The sequence below is a fragment of the Streptomyces sp. NBC_00620 genome, assembly GCF_026341825.1.
GTDB lineage: Bacteria > Actinomycetota > Actinomycetes > Streptomycetales > Streptomycetaceae > Streptomyces.
Genome location: NZ_JAPENY010000003.1, coordinates 2,080,008 through 2,095,492, shown reverse-complemented (window position 1 = coordinate 2,095,492; position 15,485 = coordinate 2,080,008). Strand labels below are relative to the sequence as shown.

15 protein-coding genes are annotated in these 15,485 nt (G+C 69.6%); 12 read left to right on the top strand and 3 right to left on the bottom strand.

Annotated features, from left to right (window positions below; all coding sequences use genetic code 11):
- Window positions 1–32 precede the first annotated feature (32 nt).
- Together OG246_RS40390 and OG246_RS40385 are read left to right on the top strand one after the other, a co-directional pair.
- Entirely contained in the window at window positions 33–329 is a 297-nt protein-coding gene (locus OG246_RS40390; protein ID WP_003997302.1) for a DUF4193 domain-containing protein, read from the top strand.
- A 13-nt stretch (window positions 330–342) separates the two neighbouring features.
- Window positions 343–1,278: a hypothetical protein gene (locus OG246_RS40385; RefSeq protein WP_266474243.1), complete on the top strand. Its 936-nt coding sequence runs from the start codon at window positions 343–345 to the stop codon at window positions 1,276–1,278.
- A 52-nt stretch (window positions 1,279–1,330) separates the two neighbouring features.
- Here OG246_RS40385 and OG246_RS40380 read toward each other — a convergent pair whose 3' ends face one another.
- A complete protein-coding gene (locus OG246_RS40380) occupies window positions 1,331–1,792 on the bottom strand; it encodes a DUF3093 domain-containing protein (RefSeq protein ID WP_266474242.1) in 462 nt (153 codons plus the stop codon).
- A gap of 58 nt (window positions 1,793–1,850) precedes the next feature.
- On the opposite strand from OG246_RS40380, the gene OG246_RS40375 reads away from it, so the two are divergent.
- The 8 genes from OG246_RS40375 (at window position 1,851) to OG246_RS40340 (ending at window position 9,791) form a co-directional block, all read left to right on the top strand.
- Window positions 1,851–2,435, top strand: a complete 585-nt coding sequence (locus OG246_RS40375; RefSeq protein WP_266474241.1) for a PaaI family thioesterase — start codon at window positions 1,851–1,853, stop codon at window positions 2,433–2,435.
- Entirely contained in the window at window positions 2,432–2,947 is a 516-nt protein-coding gene (gene dut / locus OG246_RS40370; RefSeq protein ID WP_266474240.1) for a dUTP diphosphatase, read from the top strand. Before OG246_RS40375 ends, dut begins: the two co-directional genes overlap by 4 nt.
- Before the next feature lies 1 nt (window position 2,948).
- Window positions 2,949–3,710: a DUF3710 domain-containing protein gene (locus OG246_RS40365; protein WP_266474239.1), complete on the top strand. Its 762-nt coding sequence runs from the start codon at window positions 2,949–2,951 to the stop codon at window positions 3,708–3,710.
- A gap of 226 nt (window positions 3,711–3,936) precedes the next feature.
- Complete coding sequence (locus tag OG246_RS40360; RefSeq protein WP_266474238.1) at window positions 3,937–5,157, top strand: alginate lyase family protein; 1,221 nt, start codon at window positions 3,937–3,939, stop codon at window positions 5,155–5,157.
- A gap of 177 nt (window positions 5,158–5,334) precedes the next feature.
- The gene (locus tag OG246_RS40355; RefSeq protein ID WP_266474237.1) at window positions 5,335–7,881 is read left to right on the top strand and encodes a sensor histidine kinase KdpD; all 2,547 of its coding nucleotides are present in this window, start codon (window positions 5,335–5,337) and stop codon (window positions 7,879–7,881) included.
- Window positions 7,878–8,561: a response regulator gene (locus OG246_RS40350; RefSeq protein WP_266474236.1), complete on the top strand. Its 684-nt coding sequence runs from the start codon at window positions 7,878–7,880 to the stop codon at window positions 8,559–8,561. Before OG246_RS40355 ends, OG246_RS40350 begins: the two co-directional genes overlap by 4 nt.
- 72 nt (window positions 8,562–8,633) lie before the next feature.
- Window positions 8,634–9,032, top strand: coding sequence for an OB-fold nucleic acid binding domain-containing protein (locus tag OG246_RS40345; protein ID WP_266474235.1), 399 nt, complete (start codon window positions 8,634–8,636; stop codon window positions 9,030–9,032).
- 3 nt (window positions 9,033–9,035) lie between these two features.
- The gene (locus OG246_RS40340; RefSeq protein WP_266474234.1) at window positions 9,036–9,791 is read left to right on the top strand and encodes a DUF3159 domain-containing protein; all 756 of its coding nucleotides are present in this window, start codon (window positions 9,036–9,038) and stop codon (window positions 9,789–9,791) included.
- A 93-nt stretch (window positions 9,792–9,884) separates the two neighbouring features.
- Here the strand turns inward: OG246_RS40340 and OG246_RS40335 are convergent, their stop codons facing one another.
- Together OG246_RS40335 and OG246_RS40330 are read right to left on the bottom strand one after the other, a co-directional pair.
- The gene (locus OG246_RS40335; RefSeq protein WP_266474233.1) at window positions 9,885–10,562 is read right to left on the bottom strand and encodes a TrkA family potassium uptake protein; all 678 of its coding nucleotides are present in this window, start codon (window positions 10,560–10,562) and stop codon (window positions 9,885–9,887) included.
- Window positions 10,562–11,233 (bottom strand): TrkA family potassium uptake protein, encoded by a 672-nt coding sequence (locus OG246_RS40330; RefSeq protein WP_266474232.1) that lies wholly within the window; start codon window positions 11,231–11,233, stop codon window positions 10,562–10,564. The genes OG246_RS40335 and OG246_RS40330 overlap by 1 nt, the downstream gene beginning before the upstream one ends.
- 402 nt (window positions 11,234–11,635) lie before the next feature.
- On the opposite strand from OG246_RS40330, the gene OG246_RS40325 reads away from it, so the two are divergent.
- Window positions 11,636–13,690, top strand: a complete 2,055-nt coding sequence (locus tag OG246_RS40325; RefSeq protein WP_266474231.1) for an APC family permease — start codon at window positions 11,636–11,638, stop codon at window positions 13,688–13,690.
- A gap of 120 nt (window positions 13,691–13,810) precedes the next feature.
- A complete protein-coding gene (locus OG246_RS40320) occupies window positions 13,811–15,139 on the top strand; it encodes a class I SAM-dependent RNA methyltransferase (RefSeq protein WP_266474230.1) in 1,329 nt (442 codons plus the stop codon).
- The last annotated feature ends 346 nt before the right edge of the window (window positions 15,140–15,485 follow it).

Genomic DNA, 15,485 nt, shown 5'->3' with positions numbered 1-15,485 from the left:
GACACCGCAGACACCCAGAGGGGGAGAGCGACATGGCAACGGATTACGACACCCCACGCAAGACCGACGACGACGTCGATTCGGACAGCCTTGAAGAACTGAAGGCTCGCCGGAACGACAAGTCGACGTCGTCTGTCGACGTAGATGAGTTCGAGGCCGCAGAAGGCCTGGAGCTGCCCGGCGCGGACCTCTCGAACGAAGAGCTGGCCGTCCGGGTCCTGCCCAAGCAGCAGGACGAGTTCACTTGCATGAGCTGCTTCCTGGTGCACCACCGCAGCCAGCTGGCCCGAGAGAAGAACGGCCAGCCGATCTGCCGCGACTGCGACTGAGGCAGGGTCGGCCGTGACTGGCTCGACCCCTCCTTGGAAGCGCCGCTCCTCCGGACGGGGAGCGGACGAAGGGCCGTCAGACGGCTCTGAAGGCGTGCGTGACGACGAGCGGGGCTCTTCCGGACCAGGATCAGCCTCGCTCGAGCCGGCGCCCGCGACAACGTCGTCAGGGGCTTTTGGGCCCGCCGACGACCTGGTGCCCGTGGGCACCCCGGCGCCCACGGCGAAGAGCCGTGCGGCCGCCGTCCGTGACGGAGTCAGGGAAGGCGTCCGCAAGGGCGGCAGCAGGGCCAGGGCAGGACTGTCCTACCTTGCCGACCGCATTATCGAGATGGCTCCGCGTATCCCCGTACGGGATCTCGCGGCCCTCCGTCGGCAGTTCCCCGGGCTGACCGCCGAGGAGCTCGCGGACAAGCTTGTCGCGGGCGCGGCCAACGCGACGTCCGCGGTGGGCGCCGGCATCGGCGCGGCCGCGATGCTTCCGGTGCCGCCCGCGATGCCGACGGAGATCGCCGCCGAGATCACCGGCGTCGCCGCGATCGAGCTGAAGCTGATCGCCGAACTGCACGAGGTCTACGGCGTACGGCCGCCGGGGAATCTGACGCAGCGCAGCACCGGGTATCTGAACTCCTGGTCCACCGAGCGCGGGATCGACGTGACGAAAGCGGCGACTCTCAGCGCGGCGTTGGGCGGCCCGATGAAGCGCCAGCTGCGCCAGCAGATCATGAAGCGCGTGGTCCGGGACCTGCCCAATCTGATGCCGTTCATGGTCGGCGCGGCGGTCGGAGCGGTGATGAACCGCCGCGACACCAAGCGCCTCGCGGAGCACATCCGCAAGGACCTGCGTAAGTCCCAGGTGCCGTGGGACGCGCTTCCCGAACTGCCGCCGCTGGAGCGGCCCGCCGACCCCCTGCGGATGGGGGAGATCCCCAAGGAGCTCGGGAACTGAGCTCGTCCCGCCCGTCCCGAGAGCGCCCCGCCTGTCCGGAGGGCGCCTGTCCCTACGCCTTCGTCCGTGCGGCCACTAGGGCCGCTGCCAGGCGCTCCGGCTCCCGGGTCGACAGATACAGGTAGGGCGTCGGGTCTTCCGGGTCGGTGACCTCGACGCGGAGGGCTGTGGGGATGTAGGCGCGCAGGAGCATGAAGGCGCGAGTGTCGGCCTTGAACGTGCGCCAGGCGCGCGCCTCCTCCGGGTCCAGGATCTCGGCGTCGCCGAGGGCCGCGACCGGGATCTTCGCGTCGCCCGCGATCAGGGAGTCGCCCACGACGCGGATGCGGATCGAGCCGTACGAGCTCGTCACGACCGCCGCGACCGCGGTGCCGCCGACCAGGCCGCCGAGCAGCGGCAGCGCACCGAACGGCAGGAAGATCAGGGCCATCGAGACCCCCACCAGGAAGCAGACCAGCCACCAGGTGCGGGGCGCGTGGAGGCGTTCTTCGTACGGCGAGGCGGAGAGCTGCATGCGGCCAAGCTTGGCACGGTGCGGGTGTTGCTCTGACGCGCGGGTAAGGTCTGCGGCTGTGAGTGGTACATCCTCAGTTCTGAAGCCTCCCGCCGACGCCGTCGCGCCGGTGCGGCACCCCGACGCGCCCCCGCCCGGGGAACTCCTCGGCGCGCACTACGGAGAGTGTTTCGGGTGTGGCGAGGGACAGGCCCACGGGCTGCACCTCGAAGCCCGCGCGGGGGAGGGGGTCCGGATCACGGCCGAGTTCACCGTGCGGGCCGCCCACCAGGGTGCGCCCGGTCTCGCGCACGGCGGGGTGCTCGCCACCGCGCTCGACGAGTCGCTCGGCTCGCTGAACTGGCTGCTGCGGACCATCGCGGTGACGGGACGGCTGGAGACGGACTTCGTACGGCCGGTACCCGTCGACACCGTGCTGTATCTGGAGGCCGAGGTCACGGCTGTGGCGGGACGCAAGATCTACTCGACCGCCACCGGGCGGATCGGCGGCCCCGAGGGGCCCGTCGCCGTCCGGGCCGAGGCCCTCTTCATCGAGGTGAAGGTCGACCACTTCATCGACAACGGCCGCCAGGAGGAGATCCGGGCGGCCATGAACGACCCGGACCAGATCCGGCGCGCCCGCGCCTTCGAGGTGAACCCGTGACCCGTAATCCCGTGGATGTGCTGATCAGGCGCATCGACCCGGAAGTTCCGCTTCCCGAGTACGCGCACCCCGGTGACGCGGGAGCGGATCTGCGCACCACCGAGAGTCGTGAACTGAAGCCGGGCGAGAGGGCCGTTCTGCCCACAGGGGTGTCTGTCGCGCTGCCCGAGGGGTACGCGGCCTTCGTGCACCCCCGTTCCGGGCTGGCCGCCCGCTGCGGTGTCGCCCTCGTGAATGCCCCGGGGACGGTGGATGCCGGGTACCGTGGGGAGATCAAGGTGATCGTGGTGAATCTCGACCCGCGCGAGTCCGTGCGGTTCGAGCGCTTCGACCGGATTGCCCAACTGGTCGTCCAGCAGGTCGAGAAGGTCCGCTTCCAGGAGGTCGCGGAGCTTCCCGACTCGGTGCGGGCCGCAGGGGGCTTCGGGTCTACCGGCGGTCATGCCGCCGTGGGCGGCGGGGCGGGTGGGAATCGATACGCTTCGGTCGTATCCGACCGGGAAGGACAGTGACGTGTTCGGACGTCGCAAGAAGGGCAGTGCCGCCGAGGACGCGGCGGGCGAGGCCGAGCAGGTCGTCGACGATGTCGACACTGAGGCGGACGGGACGGAACGGGAGCGGGTGAGGCTCGAGCCGGAGCCGCGGCCCGACGGTCCCTGGGACGACTCGGAGGTGCGCGACCCCGCCGAGGGCCGTGTGGACCTGGGCGGCATTCTGGTGCCCGGAGTCGACGGCATGGAGCTGCGGGTCGAGGTCGCGGGCGACGCGATCGTCGCCGCCACCGTCGTCCTGAAGGACAGCGCCATCCAGCTGCAGGCCTTCGCCGCTCCCAAGCGTGAGGGCATCTGGGGCGAGGTGCGCGAGGAGATCGCTTCCGGCATCACCCAGCAGGGCGGTGTCATCGACGAGGTCGAGGGCCCGCTGGGCTGGGAGCTGCGCGCGCAGGTTCCGGTGCAGCTGCCGGACGGCACGGGCGGTTTCCAGGTCGTACGGTTCGTCGGTGTGGACGGTCCCCGCTGGTTCCTGCGCGGAGTGATCTCCGGGCAGGGTGCGGTGCAGCCGCAGGCCGCGGGTCTGCTTGAGCAGATCTTCCGGGACACGGTCGTCGTCCGCGGTGAGGGCCCGATGGCTCCCCGCGACCCGATCGTCCTGAAGCTGCCGGACGACGCGCAGATGGTCGCCGAGGGTGTCCAGCAGGAGGAGCAGGCGGGTTCCCGCTTCTCCGGCGGCATGGGGCAGTTGCAGCGTGGGCCGGAGATCACCGAGGTTCGCTGACGGTTCTCGGCACGAGAGTCGGGCCGCATCCCCTTCACCGGGGGTGCGGCCCTTTCGTATGCCCAAGCTGCCCTGTCGCGTGCCCAAGCTCTGCTCCACGAAGGGCAGTTGAGGTGCGGGTCTTTCTTCAGGCCTTGACGGAAGTTTGGTCTGGACCTATGGTCCCGGCCAACGCGTGTGTTCAGTCCCCAGTGTGTCGTTCACATACGAGAACGGATCCCGTCACATGCCCGAAACCCCCGCAGCCCGCCCCCGCAGACGGCGCCCGGCCTTCCTCGTCGCCGTTGCCACGACCGCGGCCCTGGTCGCCGCGTTCCTCTCCCTGCCCGGCGCCCAGCAGAAGGCCGAGGCCGCGCCCGCCACCTTCGTGCACCCCGGAGTCGGCGTCTCCCGAGGGCAGTTGGACTTCACCCGCACCCAGGTCCTGGCCGGCGCCCAGCCCTGGAAGGGTGCGTACGACCAGATGCTGGCGAGCAAGTACGCCTCGCTGACACGCACTCCCGCCCCTCGCTCGGTCGTCGAGTGCGGCTCGTACTCCAACCCCAACTACGGCTGCACGGACGAGCGTGAGGACGCGATAGCCGCGTACACGACGGCCCTCGCCTGGTACATCACCCGCGATGTCCGCTATGCGCAGAAGTCCATCCAGCTGATGGACGCCTGGTCGGCCACGATCACCGACCACACCAACAGCAACGCGCCCCTGCAGACCGGCTGGGCCGGCTCCTCGTGGCCGAAGGCCGCCGAGATCATCAAGTACACGTACACCGGCACCTGGGCCAACTCCGCGCGCTTCGGGACCATGCTGCGCAACGTCTACCTGCCCGAGATCATCAACGGCTCCAACTCCAACGGGAACTGGGAGCTGTCGATGATGGAGGCCGCCATCGGCATCTCCGTCTTCCTGGAGGACAAGGGGGTGTGGGACTCCGCGATGGCGAAGTTCCGTACGCGTACGGCCGCGTACGTCTACCTCTCCTCCGACGGTGCCGTGCCGAAGACCGTGCCGAGCCAGAACCTCAACACCACGGCCAAGATCGTCGCGTACTGGCAGGGGCAGTCCACCTTCACCACTGGCCTCACCCAGGAGACCTGCCGCGACTTCGTGCACACCGGGTACGGCATCTCCGCCATCTCGCACGTCGCGGAGACCAGCCGGATCCAGGGCATCGACCTGTACGGCACCGATGTGGGTGAGCGGCTGCGCCAGGCGCTCGGCTTCCAGTCCAAGTACCAGCTGGGCGAGGCGGTGCCCAGCTCGCTGTGCGGCGGGTCCCTCACCCTCGGGCTCGGGCCGATCACCGAGGTCGGCTACAACGCCATGCACAACCGCCTCGGCTACGGCATGACCAACACCCAGAACCTGACCATGCAGAACCGTCCGTCCGGCACCAATAACCTGTTCGTCGCCTGGGAGACGCTGACCCACGGGGACAACCTCAGCTGACGCACTCCGCGGCCGGGTGCCTGGTGACGTCACCAGGCACCCGGCCGACGTCTTCCAGGCCCGCATCAGGGTTGCGTCAAAGTCACTCCCCGGCAGACCCCCTGCCCCTTTTGCCGGGATTATTGGCCGTAGGGTCGACGCTGCGTACACAGCGGTGACAGGAAGACAATAGGGGCCATGGGACGCGGCAAGCTTCGGATCTACCTCGGCGCGGCACCGGGCGTCGGCAAGACCTACGCGATGCTCTCCGAGGCGCACCGGCGCGTGGAGCGGGGCACCGACTGCGTCGTCGCGTTCGTCGAGCACCACAACCGTGCGCGCACCGAGGTGATGCTGCACGGTCTCGAGCAGCTCCCTCGCAGGGAGCTGGCGTACCGGGGCTCCCTCTTCACCGAGATGGACGTGGACGCCGTACTGGAGCGAGCCCCGGCCGTCGCCCTGGTGGACGAACTTGCGCACACCAATGTCCCCGGTTCGCGGAACGCCAAGCGCTGGCAGGACGTCGAGGAACTGCTGGCCGCGGGGATCGATGTCGTCTCGACCGTCAACATCCAGCACCTGGAGTCGCTGGGTGACGTGGTGGAGTCGATCACGGGCGTACGGCAGCGGGAGACCGTTCCGGACGAGGTGGTCCGGCGGGCGGATCAGATCGAGCTGGTCGACATGTCGCCACAGGCGCTGCGGAGACGCATGGCGCACGGCAACATCTACAAGTCCGACAAGGTCGACGCGGCGCTGTCGAACTACTTCCGCCCCGGCAACCTGACCGCGCTGCGTGAGCTGGCGCTGCTGTGGGTGGCGGACCGGGTGGACGAGTACCTGACCGAGTACCGCACCGATCACCGGGTCTCGAAGATCTGGGGTTCGCGGGAACGGATCGTGGTGGGGCTGACCGGCGGTCCGGAGGGCCGGACCCTGATCCGCCGCGCCGCACGGCTCGCGGAGAAGGGCGCGGGCGGTGAGGTGATGGCCGTCTACATCGCCCGCAGCGACGGTCTGACCTCCGCCTCGCCCAAGGAACTGGCCGTCCAGCGCACCCTGGTCGAGGACCTGGGCGGCACCTTCCACCATGTGGTCGGGGACGACATACCGGCGTCGCTGCTGGACTTCGCGCGGGGTGTCAACGCCACACAGATCGTGCTCGGCTCCTCGCGCCGCAAGGCCTGGCAGTACATGTTCGGGCCGGGCGTCGGTGCCACGGTGGCCCGGGAGTCGGGCTCCGACCTGGACGTGCACATCGTCACGCATGACGAGGTCGCCAAGGGGCGGGGGCTGCCGGTCGCGCGGGGTGCGCGGCTCGGCCGGTCGCGGATCATCTGGGGCTGGATCGTCGGCGTCGGGGGCCCGGTGGTCCTCGCGCTGCTCCTGAACACGGTGGATCTCGGCCTCGCCAACGACATGCTGCTGTTCCTGACGGTGACGGTGGCGGCGGCCCTGCTCGGCGGCCTGTACCCGGCGCTCGCCTCGGCGGCCTTCGGCTCCCTGCTGCTGAACTACTACTACACGCCGCCGCTGCACCGGCTGACGATCGCCGATCCCAAGAACATCGTCGCCATCGCGATCTTCGTCGGCGTCGCCGTCTCCGTCGCCTCCGTGGTGGACCTCGCGGCCCGCCGCACCCACCAGGCGGCACGGCTGCGCGCCGAGTCCGAGATCCTCTCCTTCCTCGCGGGCAGTGTGCTGCGCGGCGAGACCAGCCTGGAGGCCTTGCTGGAGCGGGTCCGGGAGACGTTCGGGATGGAGTCGGTGGCGCTGCTCGAGCGGGAGAGCGACGTCGATCCGTGGACGTGCGCGGGGAGCGTGGGCCCACGTCCGCTGGTGGAGCGGCCCGAGGACGCGGACGTGGACATGCCGGTCGGCGACCACATGGCGCTCGCGCTGTCCGGGCGCGTCCTGCCTGCCTCCGACCGCCGGGTTCTGGCCGCCTTCGCCGCGCAGGCCGCGGTCGTCCTGGACCGGCAGCGGCTCCAGCACGAGGCCGACCAGGCCAAGGAGCTGGCGGAGGGCAACCGGATCCGTACGGCGCTGCTGGCCGCTGTCAGCCACGACCTCCGGACCCCGCTGGCCGGGATCAAGGCGGCGGTCTCGTCCTTGCGCTCGGACGACGTGGCCTGGTCCGAGGAGGATCAGGCGGAACTTCTCGAAGGCATCGAGGACGGCGCCGACCGGCTGGACCATCTGGTGGGCAACCTGCTGGACATGTCCCGGCTCCAGACCGGCACCGTCACTCCGCTCATCCGGGAGATCGACCTCGACGAGGTGGTCCCGATGGCGCTCGGCGGCGTACCCGAGGACAGCGTCGAGCTGGAGATCCCGGAGAGCCTGCCGATGGTCGCGGTCGACGCGGGGCTGCTGGAGCGGGCCGTCGCCAACCTGGTGGAGAACGCCGTCAAGTACAGCCCCGCCGACGAACTGGTCCTGGTCTCGGCGAGCGCCATGGCCGACCGGGTGGAGATGCGGGTGGTGGACCGCGGTCCCGGTGTCCCCGACGAGGCCAAGGACAGGATCTTCGCGCCCTTCCAGCGCTACGGTGACGCTCCGCGCGGCACCGGTGTAGGCCTCGGCCTCGCGGTCGCCCGCGGGTTCGCCGAAGCCATGGGAGGCACACTGAACGCCGAGGACACCCCCGGCGGCGGACTCACCATGGTGCTCACGCTCCGGGCGGTGGACAGCCGCCCCGACCTGACCACCGCAGCACCAGCAGCAGAAAGGCAGGCCTCATGACCCGGGTCCTCGTGGTCGATGACGAACCCCAGATCACCCGAGCCCTCGTCATCAACCTGAAGGCACGCAAGTACGAGGTCGACGCGGCCCCCGACGGCGCCACCGCGCTCCAGCTCGCCGCCGCCCGCCACCCCGACGTCGTCGTGCTCGACCTCGGCCTGCCCGACATGGACGGCGTCGAGGTGATCAGGGGACTGCGCGGCTGGACCCGGGTGCCGATCCTGGTGCTCTCCGCCCGGCACTCCTCCGACGAGAAGGTCGAGGCCCTGGACGCGGGCGCCGACGACTACGTCACCAAGCCCTTCGGCATGGACGAGCTGCTCGCCAGGCTGCGCGCCGCCGTCCGCCGCGCGGAGCCCACCGGGGCCGGCGAGGACGACGTGATCGTCGAGACCGACGACTTCACCGTCGACCTGGCCGCCAAGAAGGTCAACCGCGACGGACGCGATGTGCGGCTGACCCCCACGGAATGGCACCTCCTGGAGGTCCTGGTGCGCAACACGGGCCGTCTGGTCAGCCAGAAGCAGCTGCTCCAGGAGGTGTGGGGGCCGTCGTACGGCACGGAGACGAACTATCTGCGGGTCTACATGGCGCAACTGCGCCGCAAGCTGGAGGTGGACCCCTCACATCCGCGGCACTTCATTACGGAGCCGGGGATGGGATACCGGTTCGAACGCTGATCATCGCGGGTATGTTCGAACGCGGACCCTCGCGGGTACGACGCTGTGAGCGGGCCCCGGTACGCTTTCGGTATGAGTGCTGTTCCTCGTTCCGAAAAGCCGGCGGGCCGGTTCCGGCGCATGCTGGACAGGCTCTCCTCGTCCCAGGAGGACCTGGAGTCCGAGGAGCTGCGCGAGGACGCCGAGACCGCGGGCTGTACGCGCATCGGTGACTGCCACGACCGACAGATCGTGACGGTTACTGGTACCTTGCGCACGGTCACTCTGCGGCCGCGCGCGGGAGTCCCGGCCCTGGAGGCCGAGCTGTTCGACGGCTCGGCGGCCCTGGACGTGGTGTGGCTCGGCCGGCGCTCCATCGTGGGTATCGAGCCGGGGCGCAAGCTCATCGCATCGGGCCGCGTCTCCATGAGCCGGGGCCGTAGGGTGCTGTTCAACCCGAAGTACGAACTCAGACCGCTCGGACGGGAGTAGCCGGTGACGTCGCTCGACAAGCCGACCGAAGACGCCCAGCAGGATTCGAGGGCGGTGACGGAGGCCGCGCTCTTCGAGGCGTTCGGCGGTGTGCGGGGCATGGTCGAGACCGTCGTGCCCGGCCTCCTCTTCGTCACCATCTTCACGATCAACAAGGACCTGCATTCGGCGGCCATCGCCGCCCTTGCCACGTCCGTGCTGCTCGTGGTGGTCCGCCTGGTCATGAAGGACACCGTCAAGCACGCCTTCAGCGGCGTCTTCGGCGTCGCCTTCGGTGTGGTCTTCGCGATGATGACGGGCAACGCCAAGGACTTCTACCTGCCGGGCATGCTCTACACGCTCAGCCTGGCCCTCGCCTACATCATCACCACCCTCGCGGGCGTGCCCCTGATCGGCCTGATGCTCGGCCCGGTCTTCAAGGAGAACCTCTCCTGGCGCACCCGCAACCCCGGCCGCAAGAAGGCGTACACCAAGGCCAGCTGGGCCTGGGGCCTGATCCTGCTCGCCAAGTGCGCGGTGCTCTTCCCGCTCTACTGGTGGGCCGACACCACCCAGTTCGGCTGGGTCCTGATCGCCCTGAAGATCCCGCCCTTCCTGCTCGCCGTCTGGCTCACGTGGGTCTTCCTCGCGAAGGCGCCGCCGCCGATCGACGTGTTCGCGGAAATGGAAGCCGAGGAGAAGGCGGAGAAGGAGCGGAAGGCCGCACTCGCGCAGGAGCGTGGCGAGACCACTCCGACCAGCCACCGCCGCGAGGCGTAAGCACTTCAGCCCGGTACGAAGCACTTCAGCCCGTACGACGATGGGGGCGCCCGGAGAATTCTCCGGGCGCCCCCATCGTCGTACGGGAAGCGGCTAGCTCGATGCGTCCTCGCGGCGCACCGACAGCAGGTCCTCCAGCTGCTCCTCGCGGGCCTGCGCGGCCACGAACAGGAGCTCGTCACCGGCCTCCAGGGAGTCCTCCCGGGAGGGGGTCAGGACGCGGGTGCCGCGGATGATGGTGACCAGGGACGTGTCCTCGGGCCACTCGACATCGCCGACCTGGGTGCCGGCCAGGGCGGACTCCGGCGGCAGAGTCAGCTCGACGAGGTTGGCGTCGCCGTGGCTGAAGCGGAGCAGTCGGACGAGGTCGCCGACGCTGACGGCCTCCTCGACCAGGGCCGACATCAGGCGGGGCGTGGAGACGGCGACGTCGACGCCCCAGGACTCGTTGAACAGCCACTCGTTCTTGGGGTTGTTGACGCGGGCGACGACCCGCGGAACCCCGTACTCGGTCTTCGCGAGCAGGGAGACGACGAGGTTGACCTTGTCGTCGCCGGTGGCCGCGATGACCACGTTGCAGCGCTGGAGCGCGGCCTCGTCCAGGGAGGTGATCTCGCAGGCGTCGGCGAGCAGCCACTCCGCCTGCGGGACGCGCTCGACCGAGATGGCGGTCGGCGCCTTGTCGATCAGCAGGATCTCGTGACCGTTCTCCAGGAGCTCGCCCGCGATCGAGCGGCCCACGGCGCCGGCACCGGCAATGGCGACTCTCATCAGTGACCGGTCTCCTCTTCAGGGCCCTTGGCGAAGGACGCCTCGACCTTGTCCACGTCGGACGTGCGCATCATCACGTGCACCAGGTCGCCTTCTTGCAGCACGGTCTGCGAGGTGGGCAGGACCGCCTCGCCCAGCCGGGTGAGGAACCCCACGCGCACGCCGGTCTCGTCCTGGAGCCGGCTGATCTTGTGGCCGACCCAGGAGGTGGAGGTGTGCACCTCGGCGAGCTGTACGCCGCCGGTGGGGTCGCGCCACAGCGGCTCGGCGCCCGAGGGCAGCAGTCGGCGGAGCATCTGGTCGGCCGTCCAGCGGACGGTGGCGACGGTCGGGATGCCGAGGCGCTGGTAGACCTCGGCGCGGCGCGGGTCGTAGATGCGCGCCGCGACGTTCTCGATGCCGAACATCTCGCGGGCCACCCGGGCCGCGATGATGTTCGAGTTGTCACCGCTGGAGACCGCGGCGAACGCCCCGGCCTCCTCGATGCCCGCCTCGCGCAGGGTGTCCTGGTCGAAGCCGACTCCGGTGACACGACGGCCGCCGAACCCGGAGCCCAGTCGTCGGAAGGCGGTGGGGTCCTGGTCGATCACGGCGACCGTGTGCCCCTGTTGCTCCAGGGTCTGGGCAAGAGCGGAACCCACTCTTCCGCAGCCCATGATGACGATGTGCACGACCGTCCTTCCGAATGTGAATGGTTACGGCTCAGGCTAAACAGGGTCTCAGACCGCCGCCCAAGCTACACACGCGCGGTCAGTCGGGGGCACCCCCGTGCACGTTCGCCCGCTGGATTTCCGCGATCAGTGGCGATCGGCCGCGATCAGCGGCGGTTGATGCTGCGGACGCTCACCAGAGTGAGGATTCCGAGGCCGATGAGTCCGGCGGCCGCGCCGATGAGCTCCGCGGTGGCGTGCATGGAACCTCCATAAGCGGGCAAATATGGACGTTTTTCATATAGGCATGCGGATCTCCGCGGGTGCGGAATCCGCAGCGCGGCATGTGCCCGTTTTCACTCGGACGCCAGATGTCGGACGGCAGGTGGGCGGGCCCCCGTTCGAACGCTTACGATCCTCTGCGTGTCCAAACTGACCGACGTGCCCAAACGGATCCTGATCGGGCGCGCACTGCGCAGTGACCGGCTCGGAGAAACACTCCTGCCGAAGCGCATCGCACTCCCCGTCTTCGCATCCGACCCGCTCTCCTCCGTGGCGTACGCACCCGGAGAAGTGCTCCTGGTCCTCTCCATCGCGGGCGTGTCGGCCTACCACTTCAGCCCCTGGATCGCGGTCGCGGTCGTCGTGCTGATGTTCACCGTCGTCGCCTCGTACCGACAGAACGTGCACGCGTACCCGAGCGGCGGTGGCGACTACGAGGTGGCCAACACCAACCTCGGCCCCCGGGCGGGCCTCACGGTCGCCAGCGCGCTGCTCGTCGACTACGTCCTCACCGTTGCCGTGTCGATCGCGTCCGGCATCGAGAACCTTGGCTCGGCGATCCCGTTCGTGATCGAGCACAAGGTGCTCTGCGCGGTCGCCGTCATCGTGCTGCTCACGCTCATGAACCTGCGCGGAGTGAAGGAGTCCGGAAAGCTCTTCGCGATTCCGACGTACGTCTTCGTGGCGGGCGTCTTCATCATGATCGCGTGGGGCTCGTTCCGTGGGCTCGTGCTGGACGACACCATGAAGGCGCCGACCGCCGACTTCCACATCCAGGCCGAGCACCAGGGACTCGCCGGCTTCGCCCTCGTCTTCCTGCTGCTGCGCGCCTTCTCCTCCGGCTGTGCCGCACTCACCGGCGTGGAGGCGATCTCCAACGGCGTCCCGGCCTTCCGCAAGCCCAAGTCCAAGAACGCCGCGACCACCCTCGCGGCGATGGGCCTGCTCGCCGTCACCATGTTCTGCGGCATCATCGCCCTGGCCATGGCGACCAAGGTGCGGATGGCCGAGAACCCGGCCGTCGACCTGATCCACAACGGCGTGGCGGTCGGCGCCGACTATGTACAGAACCCGGTGATCTCGCAGGTCGCCGAGGCAGTCTTCGGCAAGGGCAGCTTCCCGTTCGTCGTGCTGGCCGCCGCCACCGCGCTGGTCCTCTTCCTCGCCGCCAACACCGCGTACAACGGCTTCCCGCTGCTGGGCTCGATCCTCGCGCAGGACCGTTACCTCCCGCGCCAGCTGCACACCCGCGGCGACCGCCTCGCCTTCTCCAACGGCATCGTGCTGCTCGCGCTCGCGGCCGCCGTGCTCGTCTGGGCCTACGGGGCGGACTCGACCAAGCTCATCCAGCTGTACATCGTCGGTGTCTTCGTCTCCTTCACGCTCAGCCAGACCGGCATGGTCCGGCACTGGAACCGTCACCTGCGCACCGAGAAGGACCAGGCCAAGCGCCGCCACATGATCCGCTCCCGCGCGATCAACACCTTCGGAGCCTTCTTCACCGGCCTTGTGCTGGTCGTCGTACTCGTCACGAAGTTCACGCACGGTGCCTGGGTCGCCCTGCTCGGCATGGTGATCTTCTACGCGACGATGAGCGCGATCCGTAAGCACTACGACCGGGTCGCCGAGGAACTGATCGCGCCCGAGGGGCCCTCCGACGACAGCGTCCGCCCCTCCCGTGTCCGCTCCGTCGTCCTGATCTCCAAGATCCACCGCCCCACACTGCGGGCCCTCGCCTACGCCAAGCTGATGCGCTCCGACAGTCTGGAGGCGCTCAGCGTCAACGTCGACCCGGCCGAGACGAAGGCCCTGCGCGAGGAGTGGGAGCGGCGCGGCATCGACGTACCGCTGAAGGTCCTCGACTCGCCGTACCGCGAGATCACGCGTCCCGTCATCGAGTACGTGAAGGGGTTGCGCCGTGATTCGCCGCGCGACGTGGTCTCCGTGATCATCCCCGAGTACGTGGTCGGCCACTGGTACGAGCACCTGCTGCACAACCAGAGCGCCCTCCGGCTGAAGGGCCGGCTGCTGTTCACGCCGGGCGTGATGGTGACGTCGGTGCCCTACCAGCTGGAGTCGTCCGAGGTCGCGCGGAAGCGGGCCCGCAAGCGGCAGGACTGGAGCGCGCCAGGGGCGGTGCGGCGTGGTCCCGCCCACGAGCGTCCGAAGGAGCCGTCGGAGCCGACGAAGGGCTGATGTCCCTTCGCCTTGTGGTGAGCGGCCGGGCAGTGTCCACGTAGACTGGTGGGCTGTTGTCCGGCCGTTCCCCCTTCCCGCACCGTTTCCGCACCCATTCGCATTTGGAGTCACCCCGCCATGCAGGCAGAACCGAAGAAATCGCTGGTGGGGGAGGAGTACGAGGTCGAGATCGGCCCTGTCGCCCACGGCGGGCACTGCATCGCCCGTACGGCCGAGGGCCAGGTCCTCTTCGTGCGGCACGCCCTGCCCGGCGAGCGGGTCCTCGCGCGCGTGACAGAGGGCGAGGAAGGTGCGCGGTTCCTGCGCGCCGACGCCGTCACCGTGCTCGAACCGTCCAAGGACCGCGTCGAGGCGCCCTGTCCGTACGCCGGTCCCGGCCGCTGCGGCGGCTGCGACTGGCAGCACGCCAAGCCGGGCGCTCAGCGACGGCTGAAGGGCGAGGTCATCACCGAGCAGTTGCAGCGGCTCGCGGGCCTCACGCCGGAGGAGGCGGGCTGGGACGGCACGGTGATGCCCGCGGAGGGCGACAAGCTGCCGGCCGGCCAGGTCCCCGCCTGGCGCACGCGCCTGCAGTACGCCGTCGACGCGGACGGCAACGCCGGGCTGCGCCGCCACCGCTCGCACGAGGTCGAGCCGATCGAGCACTGCATGATCGCGGCGCCGGGCGTCAGCGAGCTGGGCATCGAGGAGCGCGACTGGTCCGGCATGGAGTCCGTCGAGGCGATCGCCGCCACGGGGTCCCAGGACCGCATGGTGATCCTGGAGCCCAGGCCCGGCGCCCGCCTGCCCCTCGTCGAGCTCGACAAGCCCGTCTCCGTCATGCGCGTCGAGGAGCACGACGGCGGTATCCACCGCGTCCACGGGCGCGCCTTCGTCCGCGAGCGCGCCGACGGCCGCACCTACCGCGTCGGCAGCGGCGGCTTCTGGCAGGTCCACCCGCAGGCCGCGGACACCCTGATGAAGGCCGTCATGCAGGGCCTGACGCCGCGCAAGGGCGAGATGGCGCTCGACCTGTACTGCGGCGTCGGCCTCTTCGCCGGCGCCCTCGCCGACCGCCTCGGCGACAAGGGCGCGGTCCTCGGCATCGAGTCCGGCAAGCGCGCGGTCGAGGACGCCCGCCACAACCTCGCCGCCTTCGACCGCGTCCGGATCGAACAGGGCAAGGTCGAGGCGGTCCTCCCGCGCACCGGAATCACCGAGGTCGACCTGATCGTCCTCGACCCGCCCCGCGCGGGCGCCGGCAAGAAGACCGTCGAGCACCTGTCCTCTCTCGGCGCCCGCCGCATCGCGTACGTCGCCTGCGACCCTGCGGCGCTCGCCCGCGACCTGGGGTACTTCCGCGACGGCGGGTACAAGGTGCGGACGCTGCGGGCGTTCGACCTGTTTCCGATGACGCACCACGTGGAGTGCGTGGCGATTCTGGAGCCTGCCGCAAAGAGCTCGTGACCTGCTGTTTTAGGTGGTGCACGTAATGTGCGCCGTGCGCGTTACTGGCGACGTCTGACGCAGGTTGTGACTGGTTGCCACGGCGGAAGGGGCGCTTCCCACCTTGCTCGGAGCAAGGTGGGAAGCGCCCCTTCTCGTTGCTGCTCGGCATGGCGGGGACGTACCGCTGCCTGCCGGATCCGTGTACCTCGGCCGAGGGGCCGACTCGCCGTCGTACCGCTTTTGTTGGCCCTGGTGGGCCTACTCTCTGCTCTCTCACCCCGCGGTGGCAGGGGCGGGCCGGGGCAGTACTCGCCTCCGATGGGCCTGCCCCCCGTCGGTGACGGGCTTCCGGGACAGAAAACAG

Excerpts from the sequence above, each read along its gene's own strand:
- OG246_RS40390 (WP_003997302.1), top strand. The coding sequence starts at position 33 with ATGGCAACGGATTACGACACCCCACGCAAGACCGACGACGACGTCGAT.
- OG246_RS40380 (WP_266474242.1), bottom strand. The coding sequence starts at position 1,792 with ATGCAGCTCTCCGCCTCGCCGTACGAAGAACGCCTCCACGCGCCCCGC.
- OG246_RS40360 (WP_266474238.1), top strand. The coding sequence starts at position 3,937 with ATGCCCGAAACCCCCGCAGCCCGCCCCCGCAGACGGCGCCCGGCCTTC.
- OG246_RS40355 (WP_266474237.1), top strand. The coding sequence starts at position 5,335 with ATGGGACGCGGCAAGCTTCGGATCTACCTCGGCGCGGCACCGGGCGTC.
- OG246_RS40350 (WP_266474236.1), top strand. The coding sequence starts at position 7,878 with ATGACCCGGGTCCTCGTGGTCGATGACGAACCCCAGATCACCCGAGCC.
- OG246_RS40345 (WP_266474235.1), top strand. The coding sequence starts at position 8,634 with ATGAGTGCTGTTCCTCGTTCCGAAAAGCCGGCGGGCCGGTTCCGGCGC.
- OG246_RS40335 (WP_266474233.1), bottom strand. The coding sequence starts at position 10,562 with ATGAGAGTCGCCATTGCCGGTGCCGGCGCCGTGGGCCGCTCGATCGCG.
- OG246_RS40320 (WP_266474230.1), top strand. The coding sequence starts at position 13,811 with ATGCAGGCAGAACCGAAGAAATCGCTGGTGGGGGAGGAGTACGAGGTC.